Here is a 23861-nt window from a genome sequence, read left to right as displayed (position 1 = left end):
CCCGAAGGTCACATCCCGCCACAGCGCAGCCAGGCGCGACGCGCACGGGACAACGACGGTTCAGATGACGACGCGCGACGGCGATGCCGCGTGCCGCTGCACGGCGAAGGCAACGTCAGGCGGGAACGCCCTGCACCGCGCGATCGAGCGTCGCGATGTCGATCTTGCCCATCGTCATCATCGCGCCGAATGCGCGCGCGGCGGTTTCGCCGCCCGCGGCCATGTATTCGGTCAGGCGTCGCGGCGTGATCTGCCACGACAGGCCGTAGCGATCCTTGCACCAGCCGCATTCACTCGCCTGACCGCCGTTGCTGACGATGGCGTTCCAGTAGCGATCCGTTTCTTCTTGGTCGTCGGTCGCGACCTGGAAACTCACCGCTTCGTCGAATTTGAATTGCGGGCCGCCGTTCAAGAGCATGAAGGGCATGCCGAGGATGGTGGCCTCGACCACCAGCGGATCGCCCTGCTTCCCGGCCGGATAGTCGCCCGGTGCGCGATGCACGGCATCGATGCGGCTATCGGGAAATGTCTCCGCATAGAAGCGCGCGGCGTCTTCGGCATTTCCATCGAACCACAGGCAGGGGCGGATCTTCGGGATCATGGCGGGGCTACCGGGCGGGTGGGACGCCACGATGGCCGCTCACCGGGCGGGTCGCAAGCGGCCATGGGCCCTGTCGCCGATCAACCGGAGGCCGGCTCGCGCTGCGTGACCTCGCGATACACCCGCAGCATCGCGTCGGCACTGCGCTCGACATCATCGGCCGTCGTCGCCCAGTTCGATACCGAGATGCGCAACGCCGCGAGCCCATGCCACGTCGTGCCACTCGCCCAGCACGTGCCGTCCCGCTGGATGCCTTCGACGACCGCACGCGTGGTGGCGTCGTCGTCACCGAAACGCACCAGCACCTGGTTGAGCACGACGTCGTTGAGCACACGCACGCCCGGCGCATCGCCGAGCAGCTGCGCGAACCTCCGCGCATGCGCGCAACAGCGATCGACCAGGTCGGCGACACCGGAGCGACCGAGCGCTCGCAGCGCCGCATACACCGGGATGCCACGCGCACGACGCGAAAACTCGGGCACCCAGTCGACCGCGTCGCGCTCGGCGCCGCGTGTCTGCACGAGGTACGCCGCCGATACCGTCATCGCCGCGCGGTGATCCTCCGCATTGCGCACGATGGCGACGCCACTGTCGTACGGCACGTTGAGCCACTTGTGCGCGTCGGTGGCCCATGAATCGGCGAGTTCCATACCGTCGGCGACCTCGCGCACGGCGTGGCCCGCGCGTGCCCACAGCCCGAACGCGCCATCGACGTGCAGCCACGCATCGCGCGAATGCGCGATCTCCGCGATTTCGCGCAGCGGATCGAATGCGCCGGTATTCACGTTTCCGGCCTGCGCGCAGACGATGACCGGGCCGTCGAGACGCGCCATGACCTCGCGCAGATGATCCACGCGCATGCGGCCCTGCTCGTCGGAATCGACTTTCACCATCGATCGCGTGCCGAGACCGAGATATCGAAGCGCCACGTCGACGGTGACATGCGCTTCCGCCGAGGCGACGACGTGCACGCGCGGTGCGCCCATCAACCCGTCGGCCTCGACATCCCATCCGACGCGGCGCAGCACGCCGTGTCGCGCTGCCGCAAGGCAGGTGAAATGCGCCATCTGGCAGCCCGTCACGAAGCCGACGCCGCTCTCGCGCGGCAGATCGAACAGGTCGAGCAGCCAACGCGCGGCGACCTCCTCCACCGCGGCGGTCAGCGGCGAAATGACGTGGATGCCGGCGTTCTGGTCCCACGTCGACACGAGCCAGTCGGTCGCGAGCGCCACCGGCACCGCGCCGCCGATCACGAAGCCGAAATACCGCGGGCCAGCACACGCCTGCGCGCCGCGCGGCGCGCTCGCGGCGAGGCGATCGAGCACCGCGGTGCCGGGCTCGCCGTCGACCGGCAGCGGCGTATCGAATGCCGCGATCATTTCGTCGCGCCCCGCACGCGCGCCGACAAAGCGCTCGGGCAACGCGTCGAGAAACTGCGTCGCGTGCGAATGCGCACGCGCGAGCAGCGGTCCGAAATCGTCGAACGTCATGGCGGACTCCGAGGACTCGCGGGCCGTCGATGGCCCGTCGCGATTATGCGACGGGTTGGTCGACCCAACCGCAGCCGCTCGGTGTCCGCGGTGACTCGATCAGCGCGCGTCCGGCGCCAGTTGCGACGTCGCCGGTCGCGCGCCTTCGACCGTTCGCCACCACGCCGCTCCCGCGTGCGGCGCGTCCATCTGCAGGCGTTCGCCGAATGCGGGCGTCGTGAGCGCGACACCGCGCGCGTGCGCGAGCTCGTGGACGCGCTCGAACGGCTCGTACCAGGCATGCATGGCGAGGTCGAACGTGCCGTTGTGTATGGGCAGCAGCCAGCGGCCGCGCAGGTCGATGTGGGCCTGCACCGTCTCCTCGGGCTGCATGTGCACGCCGGGCCAGTTGACGTTGTAGGCCCCGGTCTCGATGCACGTGACGTCGAAGGGGCCGAAGCGCTCGCCGATGGCGCGGAAGCCGCTGAAATAGCCGCTGTCGCCGCTGAAGAACAGGCGGAAGTCGCCGTCCTCGATCACCCACGACGCCCACAGCGTGCGGTTGCGATCGGACAACGTGCGACCGGAAAAGTGCTGCGCGGGCGTCGCGGTGAGGCGCAGGCCGTCGACGCCGATGCCCTGCCACCAGTCGAACTCGTGAATCGCCTGCTTCGGTACGCCCCACGCGGCGAGGCGGTCGCCGACGCCGATCGGCATGTAGAAATGCACGCCCGTCTTCGCGAGCCGACGTACCGCGGCGCGATCGAGATGGTCGTAGTGATCGTGCGAGAGCAGTACGCCGCGCAGCGGCGGCAGGTCGCGCAGTGCGATGGGCGGTACGTGGAACCGGCGCGGGCCCGCCCACTGCACGGGTGATGCGCGCTTCGCGAACACGGGATCGGTGATCCACCACCCGCCGCGCAGTTTCAGCAGCAGCGTGGAATGGCCGAGTCGATACAGACTGCGATCGGGCGCGGCGTCGAGTTCCGCGCGCGAGAGCGCACGAACCGGGATCGGCGCGGCGGGCACCGTGTTCTTCGGCTTGTTGAAGAAGAAGTCCCACATCACGTTGCGATCCGTTGCCGGCGCGCGGCGCTCGGGATCGAGATTGCGGAACCGGCCGTCGGTGCGCTGCGCTGCGCGGCTGCGATCGGAATTGGACATTGCCAAGAGGTCACCCATCGAAAGCGGGGAAAGCCCGGCGGCCGGATCCTGCGTCACGTTCGTGACAGCGGGATACCCGCTCGCGGTCCGACCGACGTGGGGACGGGCCGGGTGAACGCAATAGGCCGGGAATCGCTTGATGGCGGGCCGTCAGCCAGGTGACGCGCATGGATGGACGCTTTGCGGCAGCCGTTGCATCTCGACCGTGGCCCGGTCGCGGCGCGGCCGATAGCGGGTCGATGCGAGCGCATCGCCCCGTCACGCGCAATTCGGCCGACGCCGCTTACACCCCGCCCGCCACGCGTAGCGCGAACTCGCGAGGACGCCACTGGTCGACGCCCTGGCAATCCAACCGCGCGAAAAGACGCTCGATCCCGTCCGGCTCCTCGAGCAGCGCGGCCGGAATCGCACCGTCCTCGCCGTTCGCGTGCGTCATGAACCACTCGACCGCGTCCAGCGTTCCGAACGCATCGCCCAGCGCGCGATGCAGGCGGACGAGGCGCAAGGTCCGCAGTCCTTCAGGGCTGGACGGGCGCAGCAATTGATGTCCGGCAAGCAACTCGGCCGCATCGCCTTCGTCCATCGCCAGTACGCGCGCCAGGCGGCGTGCGTCGAGGCGGAACGTGCGGACCACTCGCCTCAATTCATGGGTCAACAATTCCGACGCTGCAGTGCAGTCGAAAAACTCGGTCTGCGTCGGAATCCCCATGGCGCCAAATTACGAGCGCGACACGTGAGCGTCGTGTCAACGTGAAGCGAGTTGCGAACGGCGTCGCAACAACGCGTTCATCGAGAGTGCGGATATGCGAAGGAGCGTCTGTGCGCGTCGCCGAATAAGAGCGGCTTCGTGCGCGAGCCGTATGTCGACCTTCTGCCAACACATGTCGCTCAGCATGGGCCGGATCAACTTTAGTCAGTCGAATCCCGGTCGCGAACGTCAGCCTCCGCCGTCGCACGCGCAGAACCATCAGAGCTTCAACCGTGCCGCGCGCGATGCCGATCGAGCGTGCGCGACACCTTCGCCAGTGCGCCCTCCATCTCGCGCTGGAGACCGCCCGCGGGCAGATGGCGCACCGCCGAGTGCGCCGCGCAGACGACAGGCGTGTCCGCCCAGCGCGCCGCCAGCCCACGCGCCCATGCGACGTAGTCGTCCGCCGCGCCCGCTTTCGGCTTGAGCGCCCTTGCGAGCAGCGGATGCATGCGCAAGGACGACTGCGGCAGCATTCGACGCAATGCACCCTGCGGCGCAAGAACGTTGAGCGTGTCGTCGACATGCACGATGCCGGACGGGCGATGACGCACCAGCACCGACGCGACGTGCACACGCTCATCCACGCAGACGAAATCGACGCCAGCCGGCACCGAGAACTCGAACACGTCTGCGAACGCCTGATCGTCCGCCCACTCCTCCACCGGTGCGCCCGACCACGGCAGGTTCGGGAACCGCTTGCGATGACGCGCCGTGCCATGCAGCGTGGCCTTCGGCAGGAGCCGATGCGTCGCCTCGACGTGCATGGTGTGGAACGGGTGGACGTGGATCACGGTGTCGACGAGCGCACCGTTGTCGGTCAGCGCCATCAACGCATCGCGCTGCGCATCGTCGAGGCCGCAACCGTCGAGGACGACAAAGCGACCGTCGTCGCGCTGCACGAGCGACATGTGCGTGCCGATGTTGAGCACACCGGCAACACGATACGTGCCGCGGATATTCCAGAAGCGGTCGGCGAGCTTTTGCATGCGTCGAGGATAGACCGGTGGCGCGGGCGACGCTGTCTTGCTTTTGCCCGCCGGTCGGCTCGCCGTGCAAGTCATGAATGCAGGAACGCGCGGGTCGGCACCCCACAGAACAATTCCCGGATGCCGACTCACTGGGGCGACTCGCGCGGTGGCGCCAAGGCGGCGGCCGCCTTGTTGCGCCCAGCTTCGCTACATCACTGAACTCCGCATTGGGGCGTGCTGATGCGCGAGCTGTTCCGCAGTCCGCCCGTGGGATTCGATGGCCCGTGCCGCCTGCCGACTGCTCTCTTCGAGCGACTGGTTTACGGCGATCGCCACATTGATCGGCGCGGAAATCCGATTGGTCGCAGCATCGTCGACGCCGCGCGCGAATTGAACGGCCTGCACTTGCACGCGATCGCGACCGATCTCCACCCGATCTATGTGCTTGAGGCCCGCGCGCGCCGCCTCGGCGGCCCTCGCACCCGCAAGCGCGAGGGTGTGGGGTCCTCCCGGAATTCCCATGCGACGGTCCAGTTCCTGCACGGCGCTGAGGGACTGCCCATAGAGTTCATGTGCCGGATGCGTGCTGCTGGCCATCGTGCGCTCCGCCTCGGACAGGCGCTGCGCGGTTTGCGCGTCGAGCGCACCGGTAACGACGAGGCCATGGTTCCGCTGGAATTCGCGAAGGGCGTGACGCGAGTTCGCGCCCACCACGCCGTCGACCCGGACGACGTGCCCGTCTTCGCCTGTATAGCCGAGGTGGGCCAACGCCGACTGCGCGCGTCGCACCGCGGCGACGTCGGTGGCCGTCCCGGGTGCGTGAGCCCCGCGATGTGCCTGCGAATGCGCGACTTCGCCGCCGGATGTGGGCAGCGTCTGCATCTGCGGCGTCGCCCGCACGTGCGGTACCCCACCGATCGTGATCACCCCGCGGTCCAAGTCGGCGAAGTAGCGCTTGAAGTCGTCGAGCCGCGCCGTGTTGAAATCGATATGCGTGTGAACGCCATAGGCATGCGGATTGCCGCCACCATAACCACCCTGGAAGCCGAGCGGCTGCCCGTAGGCCACCGTTTGTCCTTCGTGGACGCCGGACCCGTGCAGATCCATATGGCGCACCTGGGCGATGAGTTCTCCGCCTTTCCGGTCGTAAATGCAGACCAGACCGTTACGCGCATCCACTTTTCCGACGTAGCCCGCGGCAGGCGACGGCACCGGGACACGGGTCGATCCCGCTTCGTCGGTCAGGATGAAGTCCTTCGAAACCATCAGATGCCCGGCCGAAGTCGGCGCCTTCAGAACCTCTTCTCGGCGGCCGTCGACGGTCGCGTAATGGCGGCCCGGCTGGTGGCCGTGATGACTCGGGTGATGGATCTCCAGATCCGCATAGCCATGCACGCGCTCGATGCCGTGCTCCGCGCTCTCGATCAGTCTGTAGCGGCCCATGTGCCCTCCCTGGCAGTTGTTGTCATTGGACGGATGCGAACTTCCAGCAGCCATTCACGTATCGGAACGTGTAGGTGCGTGTCGGGCCGAGCACTTTGACCACCTCATCGTCTTCGTTCCGTTCGACAGGCTTGGCGCTCACGGAGAACTCGTCGCCTGATCGGTGCTCGTCGATATCCAGGAGCGTGTCCGGCTTCGACGCGAGCACCCAGCTGTAGTCACGCATCGCGATGTCGAGGTCGGCGACCGGTGCGCCGGGCAGCGCAAGCGCGGCGCGATGCCCCGGCTCGCGGACGAATGCTTCGAAAAACGCCTCGTACCCTTCTCGCGCGCACGCCTGCGACGGCAGATGCACCGCAACCGGTGCAGGCCGAGCAGCCGGTGCGGGCGCAGGTACGGCTGGCGCACGTGATGGCGTTTGCGTGGCGGGCGCGACAGAACCCTGCGGCGAAGCGCTACAGGCGGTGAGCAGGAAAAGACCGATACAGGCCAGACAACGCAACATGCATTCCACTCCTTGGCACTGCACGGCATACGGACCGTCCGTGGCCCATGCAGTCGTTCGACGACCGCGGCAGGTTACGTCGGACGTGAACAGGCCTCAAGGCACGTGAGGCGACTCGATACCGACTCCGTCATCGGACGACGCGCGCGGCGCGAGCGGCGCGAAACGCTCGCCGGACGGCCCATCGGCCCGCCGCAATACCGAAATGCCTCCTGACCCGAACTGCCCCAACCGAACAGGACCGGCCGCGTCGCGCCTCTTTGGGGGTAGGATGGACGCATAGCTCCACTCGTGCGCCACGCCGGCTCCGGCCCCCGTTCCGCTCCTTCTCACGCGATACCGCGACTGCGGACGCCCTCCTGGGGAGCGTTGTGTACCAACCCGCCCGTTCATTGGCCGACGCCCCCGTCGGTCCGTCGCTGCCTTTTCATCCGTCGGCCAATCCCGTCGAACAGCATGCCGACGAGGTCGACGCATCCGTTTCATGTAGCAGTTGCGACGCTGTCTGCTGCCGCCTCACCGTCGTCGTCCAACCGGAAGACGGCATCGCCGAGCACCTGATGGAGCATCTCAACGGATTGCGCGTCATGGCACGCGATGCGGAAGGCTGGTGCGTGGCACTCGACAGCGCGCGCATGTGCTGCTCGATCTACGACGCCCGCCCCGACGTCTGCCGCCGCTTCCGCATGGGCGGCCCGTACTGCTGCGCAGTCCGCGAGGACTACACGCGCAGGGTCCATCCACCCATCCCGTCGGTGTTGATCTAAGGAGTTGCCATGACTGCGAAATCACCCTCGTCCACGTCGCCTGCACCCGCCACGTCCGCGTTCGCGCGCCGTGCGGACGTCGGCCGCCAGATCACCAGCGAACACATCCGCGATCACGTCGCGGCGTTCGAGGCCTCGGGCGGTATCGTCGAGCGACTCGGCAATACGCCGCTGCGGGCGCCGCAGCGCGAGCCCGCAGGCGCCAAGTCGAAGCCGTCCGCCACCTGACGATCGCCCTCTTCCAACCAGGACTACCGATGCCCAAGCCGAATTACGCCTTCGAAAAGCGCCAGCGCGAACTCGCAAAGAAGAAGCAGAAGGACGAGAAGGACGCGCGCAAGCGCGATGCCCGCGCGACACGCCCGACCGAGACGCCGACGAACGGCTGAGGTACACCGCATCGCTCGCACGGTCGAGCCCTGCAGCGAATCCGGTTGAAGTGACGAAGGACATGAACGCGCTTGCGAGTTGAACTCGCGAGGCGCGTTGCCGTGCGTTCCGTGGCGGCGCCTAGTGCTGCGGCTCGCCGTTCGGCGATGTCGCCACGGCACGCGCAACCGGCAGCGCGAGAAGCGCACCCGCGAGCTGCGCGACGACGAATCCGATGACGTCATCCAGGCGGATGCCTGCGAACGTGCGCGTCATCGATCGCGCTAGCGTCACGGCGGGATTCGCGAACGACGTGCTCGCGGTGAACCAGTACGCCGCGAAGATGTACGCGGCGACGAGCACGGGACTCGCTGCAGGCCGACGTTGCGCGCCGACGAGGATCGTCAGCAGCAGGCCGAACGTCGCCACCGCTTCGCTGAGCCACTGGGCAGCGCCGCTGCGCACGTGATCGCCGGGCTGCACCATGTCGAGCCCGAACATGAGATGCGCGAGCACGACACCCGCCGCGGCGCCGGCCACCTGCGCGACGACGTAGCCCACGAGCTCCAGGCTGCGTAGCTCGCCGCGCACGCGCATTACCATCGACACCGCTGGATTCATGTGCGCGCCCGACACCGGGCCGAGCAGCACGATCAGCACGTAGAGCATCGCCGCGGTGGCGGCCGCATTCGCGAGCAATGCGATGCCCGCGTTGCCGCCCGACAGCTGCATGCCCATGACGCCCGAGCCCACTACGGTGGCGAGCAGCAGCGTCGTGCCGAGAAACTCTGCGACGAGTCGACGCGGAAGCGGCGTCACAGCGACGCCAGCAGGGCCTTCACCCGCGCCTCGATCTCGTCGCGCACGGCGCGGTAGCCGTCGTCGTCCATATCGCGCGGATCGGGCAGCGCCCAGTCCTCGCGACGTTTGGCCGGCACCCATGGGCAGTTGTCGCCGCAGCCCATCGTGATTACAGCATCGAATTCACCCGTGACGTCGTCGAGCGATTTCGATGCATGCGTCGTCAGATCGACGCCGCGTTCGGCCATGAAGCGGATCGCCTTCGGGTTGATGCGCCCCGACGGCTTCGAGCCGGCGCTCATCGCCTCCACGTCGTCACCGCCATGCAGGCGCGCGAAACCTTCGGCCATCTGGCTGCGGTTCGAATTCTCGACGCAGACGAACAGGATGCGGTGAGCCATGGGGCGATGAAGGTGGTCGTGGACGGCGCGCCATTGTCGGCGGCCGACCGACGTCTTGCACGCCCGCGGTACGGCCGGCCCGCGCGAGGCAAGCCGACCGCTGCGTCATTGCGACTCGACGAACGCCTTGAGGCTTCCGAGTGCGACGTCCCACTGCCGGCCGATGACCTCGAGCGTCTGCCGCGCGGCCTCGATCTGCGTGGGATCGAGTTGCCACAGGCGCTCGCGTCCCGCCCGAACGTCCTGCACGACGCCGGCCTGCGCAAGCACTTCGAGGTGCTTGGTGACGCCCTGACGGCTGATGTCGGTGCTGGCGGTCAGCTGCGCGATCGACAGCGCACCGCCCGCGCACAGCAACATCACCAGCCGCAGGCGCGTCGGGTCGCCGAGCGCGGCGAACACGCGCGCGAGCGTGTCGTTCGCACCCGGAAGTGCGGGCGATGCGCCCGCGCCCGGCTCGTTCGGATCAGGCGTTGGTGACATGGCGAGCGAGGTTCTCCAGCTGCGCGGCCCATCCGCGATCGTTCATGCGGAACGCTTCGAGGCGACGCTCCGGCGGCACCTGGTCGAAGCCCGACTCCACCACCGTTACGCGCGTACCGCCCGGCACTTCGCTGAGGGCGAAGGTCACGAGCGTCGGCGTCTCGGCGTCGTAGTCGACCGTCGGGTCGACCGGATACGGATGCCAGCGATAGGCCAGCACCGTCTGCGGCTCCACGCGCTCGACCACCACGTCGAAGTTGACGTGCTCGTAGCCGCAATGGGTGATCGGCCCGCGCACGCGCTGCCCGGCGGTGAAGGTCTGTCCCTTGAGGCTGGCCCCGAACCACGTGCTGAACTCCGTGGTGTCAGTGAGCGCGCGCCAGACTCGCTCGCGCGGGGCGTTGATGATGATGCTGCGTTCGATGGCGTCGGTGGTGGCCTGGATGTCCATGCGGATTCCTGAGGTTGGCGCGACCGGTGCGCCGGCGCGGCGGGAGTGTTTGGGCAACCTTTTGGTTGCGCGTCGACTCTACGCCTGACAGAACGTCTTATGCAACCTTTTGGTTGCCGTTGGTCGGAGGACCGCAGATGGGACCACTGCACCCGCATGGGGCACCCCGCCCGCCTACGTCAGCCGCCGCGGATCGATGAAGTCAGCAATTGAGTCGAATGGCTTGCTCAGGCCTGCGGCGCCTGCGGCGACGAGGCGAGTTCTCGGGCAATTCGAGTGAGGAGCGCGATCGTAAGCAGCGCGAACACCAGCCGCGTCAGTCTTTCAGACTCTAGCGCGGGTTTCGCGCCGCTTCGGCCGCTGCGCGAAGCACGTTGGCGTACTCGACGCGTCGTGGAGGCGCATCCGCCGCCGCCGACTCGAGCCCGTCGATGTACGCAGCGATCAGCTCCGGCCCGTTGAACAGCTCGCGCAGCTCGCCCACCGTCCGGCTCACCGCGGCACGCACGTGCCAGTCCACGTTGACGCCCTTGTCCGCCTGATTCGCGAGGTCCACGAGGTGCAGGAGGTGGGGCGTCACCAGACCCACGACGGTCGTTCGCATTGCTTCGTCCCTGTTTCGGTACGTCGCAAGGTTAGCCCGTAGGGCGAGCGACGGAACGGGATGCGATCCCCAAACCGGGGCCGACCGGCGACGGCTCTGGATACGACGCGTACCAGCCTCGATCGCTTGTCGTCTCATGCGCACGACGCTGCGATTCGTGCCGCGACGACTTGGATTCGCGCCGCAACAGACATGCCAGAGGCGCGGCGATGACATACGTGCCGGCCCGATCGTCGACCGCGCCCGTGCAGAACTCCGCTGCGGGCCTTTGCGTGCCGGTATCGAGACGGCAACGCGAACGGGCTTCGCCACCGTCATGGCGAAGCCCGCATCGAATCAATGCCGCGTGCTGCCGTGCATGCGCCCCAGCATCACCGCCAGCGCCATGCCGCCGAGCGACTTCACCAGCGTCGGATGCTGCGCATAGAACTGGCTCATCTGCCCGACGATGCCCGGGTTCTGCTGCTGCGCCTGCTGCGCGATCTGCTCGACCTGCTGCGGCGTCGCCTGTGCAGGCGCACTCGGATCGATGCCGGCCTGCTGCACGACGGGATGTTGCGCACCGCCGAGGCCGCCGAGCAGCGCGCCCAAGATGCCCCCTTTCTGCTGCTCGTTCGCGTGACCGAAGAGCTGGCTGACCATCTGCGCGAACGGCGGCGTCTGGTCGGAATTGAACGCGTCCTGCAGCCCCGTGCTCAGCGCCTGCGGCGGCGCCTGCTCGACGATCTGCTGGACCTGCTGACGCGCTTCAGGCGACACCGGCGCATTGCCATGCGCGGAAAGCTGCTGCGCCAGGCTTTCGAGATTGTTGTTCATCGCGTGTCCTCCTCCGCGGGGCGCGGGGTGCGCGCAGCATTGGCCGATGTGCGTCGATACCGTGCGAACCCGTCGGCCTGCATTTCGGGCGCACTCGCTTCAATGCGCCACCACGGCGCGCATGCCGCAAGATCGGTCGAGCATGGCTTGGCGGCACGCGGCAGTCTCATGCGGCCACGGCAAAGGACCCCAATGACCGATCTCGATCGCTATCGCGCCCGGATGGAAAAGGTGCTCGACCACATCGAGCGCAACCTCGATGGCGACTTGGACCTCGACGCCTTGAGCCGCGTCGCCGCGTTCTCGAAGTACCACTTCCACCGGCAGTTCGGCGCGTTCTTCGGCGTCTCGCTGCACCGGTACGTGCAGCTGGCGCGTCTGCAGCGCGCCTCCAAGCAGTTGGCGGGTTCGCAAGGGCCGAGCATCACCGAGATCGCGCTCGACGCCGGCTACGAGACGCCCGATGCGTTCGCGCGCGCCTTCCGTCAGCGGTTCACGCAATCACCTTCGAGTTTTCGCAAGTCGCCCGATTGGGTGCCGTGGCTCCAGGCCTTCCGACCTCTCCATGACGCGAGGAGCAAAATCATGACCACGACATTCAGCGCAGATCAGGTGACCATTCGCGACGTCGCGCCCACGCGCGTCGCGATCTTCGAACACCACGGCGACCGCCGCACCATCGACGCGACGATCCAGCGCTTCATCGCATGGCGAAAGTCGGCTGGGCTGTCGCCGCAGACAAACCCGACGTTCAACATCTGGTATTCGGAGCGCGACCCCGTCGACCCGGCCGATTACCGCATGGACCTGTGTGTCGGGCTCGATGCCGACCACGCGGTCGATCCGAACGACGGCAACGTCAAGCTCGGCGAGATCCCCGGTGGGCGATGCGCGGTGCTGCGCGTGACCGGCGACACGCACAACCTGGAGCCCGCCGCGCTCTACCTCTATCGCGACTGGCTACCGCAGAGCGGCGAGGAGATGCGCGACTTCCCGATCTACTGCCAGCGCTTCTTCCTCGACAAGCCCGAACTCGGCACGGCGGCCGAGCTATTTCTGCCGTTGCGTTAGCGGTACTGAGCACCGGCGTCTTGGGGAGTCCTTTTCAACGAGAAGGGCTGGTGTGCATTTCCTACGAAATGAACCTGACCGGTTTGTCGAGCGACGACAGTGCCCACCCGAAGGCGGCCTTCGACAATTCGATGCGCGCCGCTCAAATCCAGCCGGCGTGAGCGGCCCGCGCCGCGCTAGTGAAGTAAGGGGGCGCCCCAACTTTGCAAGAAGTGAAACTGACCCACTTTTCTTGGTTCACAGCAAGCTGGGTGCGCGATCGACGCTCCGTTCGTGAGGTCAACAGTCGGACCACGCACCATGACGTGTGCCGGATAGGCGCCGCGATAGTCGCCCGCGGATCGCCCGGCCGACTGTGCGAAGCCGTCGAACGGCGCCGCTACGAAGCGCGCTGCGCTGGAAGAGGCGTGCTCTTGATACGTCTGGGGACGAGGCAGTCGCGGCCATAGAACACGCGCAGGGAGGTGGTGGACTCGGCCAGCACCACGTCCTTGCACCCGTCGCGATCCAGGTCGACGATCTCGAACGCTTTGTTGTTGTAGAAGCCGCTACTCCACGGGTTGTCGTCCACCGACACGCGGACCATCGGTGCAAAGCCCTCGGCGTTCTGGAGGTAGTAGCCCATGCCGTCGCTGCTGTTGAGCATAACGACGATGTCCGGATAGCCGTTGCCGTCGATGTCCGCGACATCCACAGCGCCCGGATAGTCGTAGTAGACCGACGTCGGCAGCTGCAGCACGCGGCTGAAGTCATCGCCTGCGCCGCGATAGAAGACGCGGACGCCCTTGAACTCGATGCTCGATCCCTCGTCGGCGGTCACGAGATCCGGTCGGCCATCGCGGTTCACGTCCGCTACTGCGATTCCGCTCAGCGGACGCGGCTGGGCCGGGCGTAGGTCAAATTCGACCTGCGGGCGCAGCCCCAACACCGGGTCGAAGGGATGCACCCAGAACTTCGGCCATCCCTGCCCATTGGTCACGACCACGTCCTTGCGACCGTCGGCGGTGAAGTCCGCGGCACGCACGATGTTGTACCCCGCCGCGCTGCTCGTGACGTGCGCGACGGAGCGGAAGCCGCCCTGTCCATCGCCGTAGAAGAGGTCCGCACCGCTGCTCCAGCTCTGGGCGAACACGTCCAGATGGCCATCGGCGTCCGCGTCGATCGACACCATGTAGCGGGTTTCACCCGGCAGTGCGTACTCCTTGCGCGCCCACGCCCCATCGACCCATCGGAACACCGTCAATCCGCTGCGGTTGCCCACGATGATCTCGGCACGCCCGTCATCATCCAGATCGACGACCTCCAGGCCGTGTCCCGCGTTCACGTTGTTCGATACGTCGAGTTCGACCGGCGACGCGAGGCTGCCGTCCAAGTTCGACGCGTGGATGCGGACGCGGACCCACCCCTGCGAGCCGTCCGTCCCGCCGTACGTCAACGACAGCACGACGTCGGCCAATCCGTCCCCCGTGACATCCCGGACCATGACGTCCTGCGGGTACCAGCCTGTACCCAGCGGAGTCACGATCACGCGTTCGAAATGAAACGTCGTCGTCGACACTGCATTCGCCGAACCCGTGACCGTGCGGGCGACCTGCGCGGATGCGCGCTCAGTAACGTCGGCTCGCGCCTGCGCAACTACGCGGTCGCGCGGCTGCGGCGTGCAGGCAGTGAGCATGAGCAACGCGGCAGCCAGACGAATTGGATTTCGAAACACGATCATGTGAAGCCTCGGTTCCCCAAGGTGCAAGCCTAGCGCCACACAGAACTTGCGCGAAACATCAATCGACTCGCCAGCCAACGGACCGGGGCCGGAGTGGTGTTTTCCGGCAGTGCGTAGGTCGACCGGATTCAGAACGGCGTTTCCGCGCACTCAGGCGCGCGACGTCGACTCACGATGGGCGTCTTATGGAAACCCCTTGCTACGCCCACTGCAGATCCCTGGCCCGCATCCCGCAGCAGGCCGTCCCTTCTTGTCGATAACCGATCGCCGCAGGACCCGACCAAGCCCTTCTTGACTCACAGCGATGTCAGGTTTGTCCGGCCGCCGACGTGGACCACGTACTCGAAGTTCTGCACCATCGTTCCATAGCCGCGATCGCGTCCGGAGTCGTAGTTCGCGCCGACCGTAATGACGTGGCGCCCGCGGGGCAGCGGTTTGAGGAACAGCCAGTAGCCGTCCGCGGCGGCGTTCGCGTTACGCGCCGCCACTTCGAAGCATCGCCTGCTGCGAACGCGGAAGCCGGAAACATCGGGCACCTTCACGCCGTCGATTAAGACGACCGCACTCACCAGGTGATCGTTGTTGACCGCCGCGGATTCCCGCAGATCGTCACAAGCCGCTCGATTCAAATGTGTTGTCGCAGGCATCCGCATCTGCACCATGTTGATGACGGGGATCAGCAGGTACTTCCCCTCCGGTACGACGCATTCGCGGTGTGCGTCGAACGAGCCGTCGGTTCCGGCCAGATACCACACCGGGCCGCCCTGACCTTGATCACAGACACGCCCGTCGGGATCCAGGTACGGCTCGATCGGCTGCGACAGCGCCCAGTTCCACCAACGGCCCGTCCATTCTCCGAAGCTCGCGCCTTCGACGACGGCGTCTGCGGGCAGCAGCGAAGTGCTTGCGGCGGGCGGCGGCGCGCTGTCGCTCAATGGCACGGGGATTGCGGACGTTGCGCCAACAGCTGCCATCGCACCGAATGCGGCACTCAAAAGTCCTGCACGTCGACTCATTGCTTCTCCTAGGCGGCACGTCGCCCGACCGCATCAATGCATCCAGCGACGGACGCGGGGCTCGTTCGTCAGCGCGACGGATCCTGCACGAAGCAGCCCGCGTCACTGAACCAGTGCACCGTCTGCTGCAACGGTCTCGTCGCGCCGTCCTTGAGGGTGAGCGTGCATTGCAACTCCGTCGCATCGCCCGACAGGCCCGGCACCACGGCGCTGGCCGGTCCGGTGCGACCGACGACGCAGCGATAGGACGTCGCCGTCGAGATGTTCGTGGCGCCGCCATCCGTCGTGCGCAAGCTGGTGGTGTAGCCGAAGGTGCGGCCTTCCACGAGCGGGAACGGCTGGCCCTGCAAGGAGTCGATCGACGTGACCTGCGAGCGGAACTCGTGCGGGCCGACTTGGCTCTGCGATCGCATCGTTCCGTCGAGCGCGAGCAATCCCGCCCACGTCGTACCGTCGTACTGGGTCTCGACGCTGCCTGCGCTCGATGTCGTGTGGACGCGACAGAGGTTGGACCCGGCCTCGCGCTGCGCACGCAACGTCAGGTTCACCGCCAGCGCTCCGTTCTTGTGCGAGCCCGATCGCTCGACGGTCGCGGTTCCCGACGGCGGCAATTGGAAGAATGGATCCTTCGCGATGCGCGACGCGAGCGCGTCCGGCACGCCTGCAACGTTCGTCGAGGCGACGGCCGGGGTCGCCGCACCGCCGGATTCACCGCGCAGACGACGCGCCTCGAGCCGCGCGATCGGTGCATGGCGGCCCTGCGGAAATGAAACCAGATACTCGTCGAAATCCGCGGCCTGGCTGCTGCCGCTGATGCGTCGCCAGAATTCGGCTTCGACGTCGTCGTCGGCAGCCTTTGCGCTATTGGCGGACGGCGGGGTCTTCGGTGCTGCGGACGTAATGCTCAGCGGCGCAACCTGCGGCGCGGCGGCCGGTACCGATGCATCGGCCGCATCCGGCACCCACGGCATCTCGATGTTCTTCACTCGCGAGAAGCGGAACGCCTTGCGGTAGTCCTCGAGATCCTTGGTGGCCTCCGCCGCGGTGTCGCTCGCGATGCAGTTGGGCGACTCGCTGACGCGATAGGCCGCCGCGGCCTGCGCACCGAACGCCTTCTGCCAACGCTCAAGCGTGCTGAAGTGCGCCATGTCCTGACGCCCCGGCATCTGCACGGGGATGACGGCGCTCGTCACCATCGTTCGCGTTTCGACGTCGACCATGCGGCAGTACACGTACTGCGTCGATGCGCCGCGCGGCGCGGGCGACGCCGCCGCGTAACGCGACGCGTCCGGAGTCCACGGCACGTCGTGCCAGGTGTACACGCGCATGCCGAATACGCGCTTGCCCATGATCTCGGCCACGCGCGCGCGGGTCGCATCCACCGTGGCCCGATCGGCTACGACGCACTGCTTCAGGCCCGCACCACCCAGTGTGCCGACGTACGTGTGGAAGTCCGTGGCGAGGTCCTGCGCGTTCGCCGACGGCGGCGGCGTGAATACCGACGACACCCAGATCTGTCGCGCGCCGGAGTCATCGACCGTGCAATAGGCGGACGAGGCCTGCGCAAAGGCGGCGAGCGGACAGGCGCCCAGCGAAGCGAATGCCAGCAGCACGGCGCCGGTACGTGTCCTGCCCTTCGCGCCCAATAGGCCGCGATGTTCGTCGCTGCGCATCACCGTTTCCCCTTGAACGATTCGCGACGTCGGCCGTCGCAGCGGGCCCCCGCCCGCCTTGCATCGCATCTTGCCACCCGCGGGCGACGCGCGGCACACGCGCGGACAGACGTCGAAAGGCCATCGAAGGAGGAGCGGCTCCCAGTTCGCGAGTAGCGCGTCGGCCGCCCATCCTTTCGTCGGACAGCACCTAACCCGGCCCAACGTTGCCAAGTGGTCAGCATTTGACATGCGTGAGGACGCTGCGTGACGCCCGCGTCGGGCGTGGCCAGCGAGCTCCGCCGCAGTCCGCGCCACGCAACAAACAGCCCGCCCCGTCCGCGGCCGTTACACTGCGGACCCTTCTTCCGGTGCACGCCCGTGACCGAACCGGTCCGCCTCGCGCAACGCGTCGCGATGCTCCTGCAGTGCTCCCGCGCCGAGGCGGAGCAGTACGTGCGCAACGGCTGGGTGTCGGTCGACGGACGCGTCGTCGAAGCGCCGCAGCATCGCGTCACCGACGAACGCATCGACATCGATGCGGATGCGCGCATCGAAGACGTCGAGCCCGCGACGATCCTGCTCCACAAGCCGGTGGGCGTCGACGCGATCGACGGTCCGAAGCCGGCGGTCGCGCTCGTCACACCCGAAACGCACTGGGCCGACGACCCGTCCGGCGTGCGGCTGCTGCAGCGTCATTTCCACCGCCTCACGCCACTCGTGCCGCTGGAGCGTGACGCGAGCGGGCTGATGGTGCTTACGCAGGACGGCCGCGTGTGGCGTCGACTCACCGAAGATGCGGACGAGATCGAGCACGAATACCTCGTCGAAATTTCCGGCGAACTCGCCCCGTACGGCATGGCGAAGATGCGCCACGGGCTCGAGTACCGGGGCCGCGCCCTGCCCCCGTGCAACGTGAGCTGGCAGAACGAGAACCGCCTGCGGTTCGCGATCAAGGGCGTCCGCGACGGACAACTGCGCTGGATGTGCGCACAGGCCGGCCTGGACGTCGTGTCGATCCGGCGCCTTCGGATCGGACGCATCGGCACCGGCAAGGGGCCGAACGGCGCGATGCCGCCCGGAGCGTGGCGCTATCTGAAGGTCGGCGAGAAGTTCTAGCGCCAGACGTGGCGATGACGGTGAAGAGAGCGCTGCTCGCGCGCACCCAACCGCCTCGCCCGACGACTTGGTTCTTCGAGCGAAAAGTCTGCAACAGCACTCAAATTCGGCGCTCGCGGAAATCGGACGGATCGGATCGGTGGTCACCCGCTGGCGTCGGCTCAGGCGACACAAAGCGCGCGCACTTTCCGACGTCGATTACCGCGAGCATCAGCCCTTGCCGAGCAACCCGATCATGGCCTTGGCCGCGTCGGCGGACGATGCCGGGTTCTGCCCCGTGATCAGGTTGCCGTCGATCACGACGTGGCTCGCGAAGTCGGCGCCCTTCTCGTAGTGGGCACCCCTCGCCTTCAGCATGTCCTCGACGAGGAACGGCACCACCTTGGTGAGGCCGACCGCCTCCTCTTCGCTGTTCGTGAAGCCGGTGACCTTGCGGCCCTGCACCAGCGGCGCCTCGTCCATGCCCGTCGCGTCCCGCAGGACACCGGGTGCGTGGCACACCAGGCCGAGCGGCTTCACCGCCGCATACGTGGATTGGATCAGCGAAATCGAATGCGGATCGGACGCGAGATCCCACAGCGGGCCGTGGCCGCCGGGATAGAACACCGCGTCGTACTCGCTGGCCTGCAGGTCGGCGAGCCTCGCCGTGTTCGCCAATGCCTGCTTCGCCGCATTGTCGCTGCCGAAACGACGGGTGGCGTCCGTCTGCGCGTCCGGCGCATCACTGCGCGGATCCAGCGGCGGCTGACCGCCCTTGGGCGACGCCAATGCGACGTCGAAGCCGGCGTCCTTGAACACGTAGTACGGCGCCGCGAATTCCTCCAGCCAGAACCCCGTCTTCTCGCCCGTGTCGCCCAGGCGGTCGTGCGACGTCAACACCATCAGGATCTTCATGGCCGGCGGTTGCGTGAGGTTGGACCGCGCACGTTACGCGTACAGGCGCTAAGCGGTCGTGAGGTGCCCGTCGCGCCGACGGTGCGTCGCATCTCGCATCGCCTATCCGGGAGTCTGAATCAGACTCCCGCGCCTGCGCAGCACAGGTCAGGTCATTTCGCAGACGTGGGACTTGGCCCTCGTTGCCCGCCGTCGACGCCGCGGTTTCATAAGGCGATGAGGCAAGCTGCGATTTCGCAAGCAATGAACCCGTTCGACTGCCACCGTCCCCTTCTCGCGACACATCACACGTGAACAGGCACGGATCGCATCAACCTATTGCCGCATCCCGCACGCGATCACGACCGGCGACCTTCGCCGTGTACAGCGCACGATCGGCGCGCGACAGCGTCTGCGCGATTTCATCGCCGCGCTGATGGGTCGCAACGCCGATCGATGCGGTCAGGCCGAACGTCGACGCGCCGAAACTCACGGGTGACGCCGCGACGCTCGCCCGGATACGTTCGGCCGCGGCCACGGCGTGCGCCGGATCCACGTCCCGGAACAGCAGTACGAATTCCTCACCGCCCCAGCGCGCCACCGCGTCGCAGCTGCGGATCGTCGTCGCGCAGACGCGAGCGACGACACGCAACGCCTCATCACCCGCGGCGTGTCCGTGAACGTCGTTGATGCGCTTGAAGTGGTCGATGTCGAGGATCGCTACGCACCATGCATGCCCCGCGCGATCCGATCGCTGCCGTTCGCGTTCGAGAAGTTCGGACATCGCGCGGCGGTTCGGCAGCCCGGTCAAATCGTCGGACGTCGCCAGCAGGCTGATGCGCTCCAGCGCCGCGGCGAGTTCGGCGCGCTGCGCGCGGAGCCGATCGCGCATCGCCGCGACGCGCTGGCTGACCGCCGTCAAACCGCATACGAACAGGATCAGGCAGATGAAATACGCGAGTTGCACGCGGGGGTCGTAGATGTCGGGGCGCGCGCGGACGCCCGAATACATGGCGAGCCCGAAGGCCAGAACCGAATAGCCGCCGATCAGCCACGCCTGCACCGCGCGCAGTCCGAACATGCCGAACATCAGCACCACCGAGACCATCAGGAGCGGCGCACCGTGCCCCGCGCCCGCGACCCCCGATAGGCCGACGCACTGCACGCCACGGCGAACAGCAGCTGCACGACCGTCAGCGATGGATCCTTGAGACGCGCCGACCAGCCGAATCGGATCGCCGCAAACAGCGCGACGATGCAGGTGATCGACACCGCCGTCCACGGCCACAGGCCCTTGCCATCGTTGACGCCGAACGCCGCCATCCCATGCATCGCCGCGACGGCCGCGAGCAGCAAGACCGACGCCAGGCCCGAATGCGCGAGGCGGATGCGCTGCTTGGGATCGCGCGTCAGCACGAGGTCTTTGAGGGCGCTGAGCATATCGAGGGGCCTCGTCGGCCCCATCTCCGGGACTGCGTCGCGTCCGTTAACGGTCGCCTGCGGGCGGCCTTGAGCCGGCCACCTCATACGGGCGGAGATTCGCTTCGAGTCGAGCTGTCGTCGTCCGACACGCGGGCGCGGCGAGGCCGGATGTCCTGATCGCCCAAGCCGCCGGACCCTATGTTCGTGCCCCGCCTACTCGATCTCGATCTGCGTGATATGCCGCGACAGGTCGTGGTGCGCGGCAACGACCGACCTCGCCGCCAACAGCGTCGACCTGCAGCAGCAGTGCGACTACTCAGGTTGAGAGCCTGACCTCTTCCCCTGTCCGGCCCTTCCACCATTCGCTATCCGAAGATGGATCACTCGCCCGCTGCTCCGAGTTCGCACGCGCTCAACGCGGCGGATGATCCGCCATGAAACTACCGACCGCCGCGCTCCGCGCCGCATCGTTCTGCGTGGACGCCACGCTCGATGTCGACGCCACATTGCGCGAGTTCGACGGCGCTGCACCCGCCGACGACATGCGGCCATCGACGGTCGATCGCGCCCGATACGTCGCCGATGGCGCGGTGGACGTGTGGACGTGAAAGCGCCTTGCAACCCGCGTCGCCGGTCGCTCGATCACCACTTCGCGGAACAGCCGCAGCCGATGCTTCCATCCGCCGTGCTTCCACGCCTTGGCGTGACCATGGCCGTGACCGTGACCGTGCTTCCCGGGCTTGGCGTCGACGACGACGGGCGTGCACAACGCCGCCGCAAACAGCACGGCGACGATGCGAGGAAAGAGAGACGGGGTTCGAGTCATCGCACGACCCTGCACTGCCGCGCTTCAACGCACCGTCGAATCCGCAGGGGTAGCGCATCGCCCGGACGGTCTTCGTTCGGTTTGGCCGAACGCACGTGAAGAGGATTGGCTGTGCGAGCGACGTGCGAGCGATAAGAGGCAGGCTCGAATTTCCGGACGAGCCAATGAACTTTACCCCGTCGCCACGGTGAACACTCCAGGAGCGGCTCTAACCGCAGGCCCGTCGCTTGAACCCTCCTTCGACCGCACGATCCTTACGGTCGGGCGCATGGACATCTCCCCTCGCGCCACGCACGCACCCGTCGCCCTCGCCTTCGCCCTGGCGGCGGCGCTCGCCGCCGGCGGCTGCCAGTCGTCGAAGTCGGATTCCGACGATTTCTTCCATGTCTCCGACGCGCCGGGCTCGCCGAGTTCCGTTGGCGATTCGACGCCTGCGGTCGCCGAGCGCGTCGTGGTGGAGGCCCCGTCGCAGGAGGCCATCGAGCAGGACGGGGACGTTGCGCTCGACGACGATGTGCCGCGCGACGAAAGCCCCGGACGTTCGGCGGCCGAGGCCTACATGCGTCGCGATACGACCGCCGCCAGCGCGCCCGCCGCACCTGCGCGCAGCGCCCGCACCGCGCCGCCCGTGACGGACGCCCCCGCGCCGCGCGTCGCCACCACGCGCGACATCGCGCAAGCGCCACCGCGTGACGTCACGCCCGAACGCGCGCGCGACACCGCAGCGCAGCCGCGCGCACCCGCCACCGCCGCGACGGCGATCGACGGCGATGCACGCAGCCTCAATGCCCGTGCCATCGCACTGATCAACGGTGGTCGACCGGAGGCCGCGATCCCGCTGCTGGAACACGCGCTCGTGCTGCAGCCGCGCGACGCCGAGATGCTGGGCAACCTCGGCTACGCGTACATGCTGGTGGGCGACCATGACCGCGCGCGGTCGCGCCTCGTGGCCGCGCTCGATCTGTCGCCGACGCGCTCGGCCACGTGGCTCAACCTCGGCCAGACCTATGCCGAGCTCGGCCGTCAGGACGCCGCGCTCGACGCGGTGCTGAAGGGCTACCGGTACTCCACGCGCAAGGCATCGGTGCGCTCGGCGCTGCAACGCGCCGCGACGCAACCGCAGTTCAGCCCCGCTTGGCGCGACACCGCCGGCGCGGCGCTCAGCCGCATCGAGGCGGGCGCCTGACGAGTTGGGTCAATGTGGAAAAGGCGACAGGTCCGATCTCCCGCGGAGTGAGCCTGACCCCGCTCTTCTGTCGAGGACGCAGGCCGCGGCCCCGACTACCACTTCGAAGGTCTCATCTTCGAAGTGATGATCTTCGACGCGCTCTCGAATTCGACTACAACCGCGTCAAGGCGGGCTGAAGCGGAAGTACGGCATTTGACGTCGCGAGATGTCCCCCCGCCTGGGCCATCGGAGACTCCCGGCGGGTCGTGCAGGCGTAGCGGATCACTGAACCTGAGCCGTTTACCACAGGCGGTTCCTCGTCAGGCCGGCTTGAACGTCTCGGGTGTGGAAACCCACTCCATTTCGCGTCAAATTGGCCGCCAATTTAGCGACGGACTACGCGCATGAAGTGGCAGGCATTCATGGGGCACTTCATCTTTATCGGCTCGTTATTCATCACGGCGGCCATCACCCTGACCATTAAGTGGCTAAGCCAACGTCGGCAACGGCGCTCACCACTTTATGGGAAACAAATTGGCCACCTGCCCGGTCAGCAGCTATTGGAGCGAATCGATAGCGAAAGCTTTGAAGCCAGCTTCGGCGTTGACGTCATGATCATCGCAGCGCCACTTCTTACGCTCGTTTGGGCAACCATGAGAATCAACTGGGGCATGGTCCGCCTCGGTGTGGGCGAACTCATCTTCATTGCGGGATGGCTCGGCTGCCTCATCTTTGGCGCATGGAAATATCAGCGTCACGCAAAGCGCAGGCAACAGGCGCGAGACGGGCTTCTCGCTGAGCGAGTGACGGGCATGCAGCTCAACCGTCTCATGTCCGAAGGGTGTTTGATTCTTCACGACCTACCCTTCGGCAGCTTCAACGTGGACCACGTCGTCGTAAGTCCCCGAGGCGTCTTCGCGATCGAGACCAAATCGTTCCGCAAGCCAAAAAATATTTCTGCTGGCAAGCCGGCGGTCGTTGCCTTCGACGGCTCGACACTACGGTTTCCAGATTTCGCGACAAGCGCCCCTCTTGAGCAGGCACGCCGTCAAGCACAGTCCGTGGCCGGGTTCTTGCGGGAGACTCTTGGAGAGGGCGTCTACGTGCAGCCGGCGGTTGCACTACCCGGCTGGTGGATCGAAAAAAACCAAGCTGGCAAGGCGGGCGACATCTTCGTGTTCACGCCGATGGGCCGCGGGTGCGAGTGGTTCGCCCGTGGCGATGAGACCGTTTCGGCGGCGAAGCGCGGCCTAATCGCCCAGGCCCTCGCCACGAAATATCCGATAGCAAGCGAATAATGCGAGGCGCTCGCCGCGCCGTTCGGGGTGATTGAACCTAACTCCCTTTCGCTACTCGGCAACGTGTTCCAGGCGACGGCCGAAGCAACGACCCGGGCCGTCG

The 23861-nt window shown here is 67.0% G+C and carries 27 protein-coding genes; 8 read left to right on the top strand and 19 right to left on the bottom strand.

Features of this window, described 5'->3' with window-relative positions:
* Nucleotides 1-115: 115 nt before the first annotated feature.
* The 7 genes from EVS83_RS00995 to EVS83_RS15825 form a co-directional block, all read right to left on the bottom strand.
* Entirely contained in the window at nucleotides 116-601 is a 486-nt protein-coding gene (locus EVS83_RS00995) for a VOC family protein (RefSeq protein WP_133498646.1), read from the bottom strand.
* An 80-nt stretch (nucleotides 602-681) separates the two neighbouring features.
* The gene (locus tag EVS83_RS00990; RefSeq protein ID WP_133498644.1) at nucleotides 682-2091 is read right to left on the bottom strand and encodes a pyridoxal phosphate-dependent decarboxylase family protein; all 1410 of its coding nucleotides are present in this window, start codon (nucleotides 2089-2091) and stop codon (nucleotides 682-684) included.
* Between the two features lie 99 nt (nucleotides 2092-2190).
* The gene (locus EVS83_RS00985; RefSeq protein ID WP_246022729.1) at nucleotides 2191-3234 is read right to left on the bottom strand and encodes an MBL fold metallo-hydrolase; all 1044 of its coding nucleotides are present in this window, start codon (nucleotides 3232-3234) and stop codon (nucleotides 2191-2193) included.
* Between the two features lie 283 nt (nucleotides 3235-3517).
* Nucleotides 3518-3943 (bottom strand): hypothetical protein, encoded by a 426-nt coding sequence (locus EVS83_RS00980; RefSeq protein WP_208108649.1) that lies wholly within the window; start codon nucleotides 3941-3943, stop codon nucleotides 3518-3520.
* A gap of 266 nt (nucleotides 3944-4209) precedes the next feature.
* Nucleotides 4210-4971: a hypothetical protein gene (locus EVS83_RS00975; protein ID WP_133498638.1), complete on the bottom strand. Its 762-nt coding sequence runs from the start codon at nucleotides 4969-4971 to the stop codon at nucleotides 4210-4212.
* Nucleotides 4972-5160: 189 nt separating this feature from the next.
* Entirely contained in the window at nucleotides 5161-6396 is a 1236-nt protein-coding gene (locus EVS83_RS00970) for a peptidoglycan-binding domain-containing protein (RefSeq protein WP_166636737.1), read from the bottom strand.
* Nucleotides 6397-6418: 22 nt separating this feature from the next.
* The gene (locus EVS83_RS15825) at nucleotides 6419-6901 is read right to left on the bottom strand and encodes a hypothetical protein (RefSeq protein ID WP_208108648.1); all 483 of its coding nucleotides are present in this window, start codon (nucleotides 6899-6901) and stop codon (nucleotides 6419-6421) included.
* A gap of 392 nt (nucleotides 6902-7293) precedes the next feature.
* Between EVS83_RS15825 and EVS83_RS00960 the strand changes: the two genes are divergently transcribed.
* The 3 genes from EVS83_RS00960 to EVS83_RS16125 are packed head-to-tail and all read left to right on the top strand — an operon-like array spanning nucleotide 7294 to nucleotide 8057.
* Entirely contained in the window at nucleotides 7294-7668 is a 375-nt protein-coding gene (locus EVS83_RS00960) for a YkgJ family cysteine cluster protein (protein ID WP_425456039.1), read from the top strand.
* A 9-nt stretch (nucleotides 7669-7677) separates the two neighbouring features.
* Nucleotides 7678-7896, top strand: a complete 219-nt coding sequence (locus EVS83_RS00955) for a hypothetical protein (protein ID WP_133498634.1) — start codon at nucleotides 7678-7680, stop codon at nucleotides 7894-7896.
* A 29-nt stretch (nucleotides 7897-7925) separates the two neighbouring features.
* Entirely contained in the window at nucleotides 7926-8057 is a 132-nt protein-coding gene (locus EVS83_RS16125) for a hypothetical protein (RefSeq protein WP_281275091.1), read from the top strand.
* Nucleotides 8058-8178: 121 nt separating this feature from the next.
* On the opposite strand, the gene EVS83_RS00950 is transcribed toward EVS83_RS16125, so the two are convergent.
* The 6 genes from EVS83_RS00950 to EVS83_RS00925 all read right to left on the bottom strand — a co-directional run bounded on the left by EVS83_RS00950 (nucleotide 8179) and on the right by EVS83_RS00925 (nucleotide 11593).
* Entirely contained in the window at nucleotides 8179-8856 is a 678-nt protein-coding gene (locus tag EVS83_RS00950; RefSeq protein WP_208108647.1) for an aquaporin, read from the bottom strand.
* Nucleotides 8853-9239: an arsenate reductase ArsC gene (locus EVS83_RS00945; protein WP_208108646.1), complete on the bottom strand. Its 387-nt coding sequence runs from the start codon at nucleotides 9237-9239 to the stop codon at nucleotides 8853-8855. The genes EVS83_RS00950 and EVS83_RS00945 overlap by 4 nt, the downstream gene beginning before the upstream one ends.
* Nucleotides 9240-9344: 105 nt before the next feature.
* Nucleotides 9345-9722: an ArsR/SmtB family transcription factor gene (locus tag EVS83_RS00940; RefSeq protein WP_133498629.1), complete on the bottom strand. Its 378-nt coding sequence runs from the start codon at nucleotides 9720-9722 to the stop codon at nucleotides 9345-9347.
* On the bottom strand, nucleotides 9706-10173 hold the full coding sequence (locus tag EVS83_RS00935; RefSeq protein ID WP_208108645.1) for an SRPBCC family protein: 468 nt from the start codon (nucleotides 10171-10173) through the stop codon (nucleotides 9706-9708). The genes EVS83_RS00940 and EVS83_RS00935 overlap by 17 nt, the downstream gene beginning before the upstream one ends.
* 331 nt (nucleotides 10174-10504) lie before the next feature.
* Nucleotides 10505-10777, bottom strand: coding sequence for a hypothetical protein (locus tag EVS83_RS00930; RefSeq protein WP_133498627.1), 273 nt, complete (start codon nucleotides 10775-10777; stop codon nucleotides 10505-10507).
* Between the two features lie 336 nt (nucleotides 10778-11113).
* Nucleotides 11114-11593: a hypothetical protein gene (locus tag EVS83_RS00925; protein ID WP_133498625.1), complete on the bottom strand. Its 480-nt coding sequence runs from the start codon at nucleotides 11591-11593 to the stop codon at nucleotides 11114-11116.
* Between the two features lie 192 nt (nucleotides 11594-11785).
* On the opposite strand from EVS83_RS00925, the gene EVS83_RS00920 reads away from it, so the two are divergent.
* Complete coding sequence (locus EVS83_RS00920; protein WP_133498623.1) at nucleotides 11786-12664, top strand: AraC family transcriptional regulator; 879 nt, start codon at nucleotides 11786-11788, stop codon at nucleotides 12662-12664.
* A 379-nt stretch (nucleotides 12665-13043) separates the two neighbouring features.
* Here the strand turns inward: EVS83_RS00920 and EVS83_RS00915 are convergent, their stop codons facing one another.
* The 3 genes from EVS83_RS00915 to EVS83_RS00905 form a co-directional block, all read right to left on the bottom strand.
* Nucleotides 13044-14534 (bottom strand): FG-GAP repeat domain-containing protein, encoded by a 1491-nt coding sequence (locus EVS83_RS00915; RefSeq protein ID WP_133498621.1) that lies wholly within the window; start codon nucleotides 14532-14534, stop codon nucleotides 13044-13046.
* A gap of 146 nt (nucleotides 14535-14680) precedes the next feature.
* Entirely contained in the window at nucleotides 14681-15400 is a 720-nt protein-coding gene (locus tag EVS83_RS00910; protein WP_133498619.1) for a hypothetical protein, read from the bottom strand.
* Between the two features lie 68 nt (nucleotides 15401-15468).
* Nucleotides 15469-17073 carry a hypothetical protein gene (locus EVS83_RS00905; protein ID WP_133498617.1) on the bottom strand — a complete coding sequence of 535 codons (1605 nt, stop codon included), beginning with the start codon at nucleotides 17071-17073 and terminating at the stop codon, nucleotides 15469-15471.
* 360 nt (nucleotides 17074-17433) lie between these two features.
* Here EVS83_RS00905 and EVS83_RS00900 point away from each other — a divergent pair, with 360 nt between their 5' ends.
* Entirely contained in the window at nucleotides 17434-18171 is a 738-nt protein-coding gene (locus tag EVS83_RS00900; RefSeq protein WP_133498615.1) for an rRNA pseudouridine synthase, read from the top strand.
* Between the two features lie 210 nt (nucleotides 18172-18381).
* Here the strand turns inward: EVS83_RS00900 and EVS83_RS00895 are convergent, their stop codons facing one another.
* The 3 genes from EVS83_RS00895 to EVS83_RS00885 all read right to left on the bottom strand — a co-directional run bounded on the left by EVS83_RS00895 (nucleotide 18382) and on the right by EVS83_RS00885 (nucleotide 20484).
* Nucleotides 18382-19065: a type 1 glutamine amidotransferase domain-containing protein gene (locus tag EVS83_RS00895; RefSeq protein ID WP_133498613.1), complete on the bottom strand. Its 684-nt coding sequence runs from the start codon at nucleotides 19063-19065 to the stop codon at nucleotides 18382-18384.
* 310 nt (nucleotides 19066-19375) lie between these two features.
* Nucleotides 19376-20134 (bottom strand): GGDEF domain-containing protein, encoded by a 759-nt coding sequence (locus EVS83_RS00890; RefSeq protein ID WP_166636736.1) that lies wholly within the window; start codon nucleotides 20132-20134, stop codon nucleotides 19376-19378.
* Nucleotides 20135-20151: 17 nt separating this feature from the next.
* Nucleotides 20152-20484 (bottom strand): hypothetical protein, encoded by a 333-nt coding sequence (locus EVS83_RS00885; RefSeq protein ID WP_133498609.1) that lies wholly within the window; start codon nucleotides 20482-20484, stop codon nucleotides 20152-20154.
* A gap of 416 nt (nucleotides 20485-20900) precedes the next feature.
* Here EVS83_RS00885 and EVS83_RS15525 point away from each other — a divergent pair, with 416 nt between their 5' ends.
* The 3 genes from EVS83_RS15525 to EVS83_RS00875 all read left to right on the top strand — a co-directional run bounded on the left by EVS83_RS15525 (nucleotide 20901) and on the right by EVS83_RS00875 (nucleotide 23758).
* Nucleotides 20901-21074, top strand: a complete 174-nt coding sequence (locus tag EVS83_RS15525) for a hypothetical protein (protein WP_166636735.1) — start codon at nucleotides 20901-20903, stop codon at nucleotides 21072-21074.
* A 153-nt stretch (nucleotides 21075-21227) separates the two neighbouring features.
* The gene (locus tag EVS83_RS00880) at nucleotides 21228-22478 is read left to right on the top strand and encodes a tetratricopeptide repeat protein (RefSeq protein ID WP_133498607.1); all 1251 of its coding nucleotides are present in this window, start codon (nucleotides 21228-21230) and stop codon (nucleotides 22476-22478) included.
* Nucleotides 22479-22864: 386 nt separating this feature from the next.
* Nucleotides 22865-23758, top strand: coding sequence for a nuclease-related domain-containing protein (locus EVS83_RS00875; RefSeq protein WP_133498605.1), 894 nt, complete (start codon nucleotides 22865-22867; stop codon nucleotides 23756-23758).
* The last annotated feature ends 103 nt before the right edge of the window (nucleotides 23759-23861 follow it).

The sequence above is a fragment of the Cognatilysobacter terrigena genome (genome assembly GCF_004361065.1).
GTDB classification, from domain to species: Bacteria; Pseudomonadota; Gammaproteobacteria; order Xanthomonadales; family Xanthomonadaceae; genus Cognatilysobacter; species Cognatilysobacter terrigena.
Note: the sequence above shows the minus strand (reverse complement) of the source record. Positions and strands in the feature narration are given on the sequence as shown.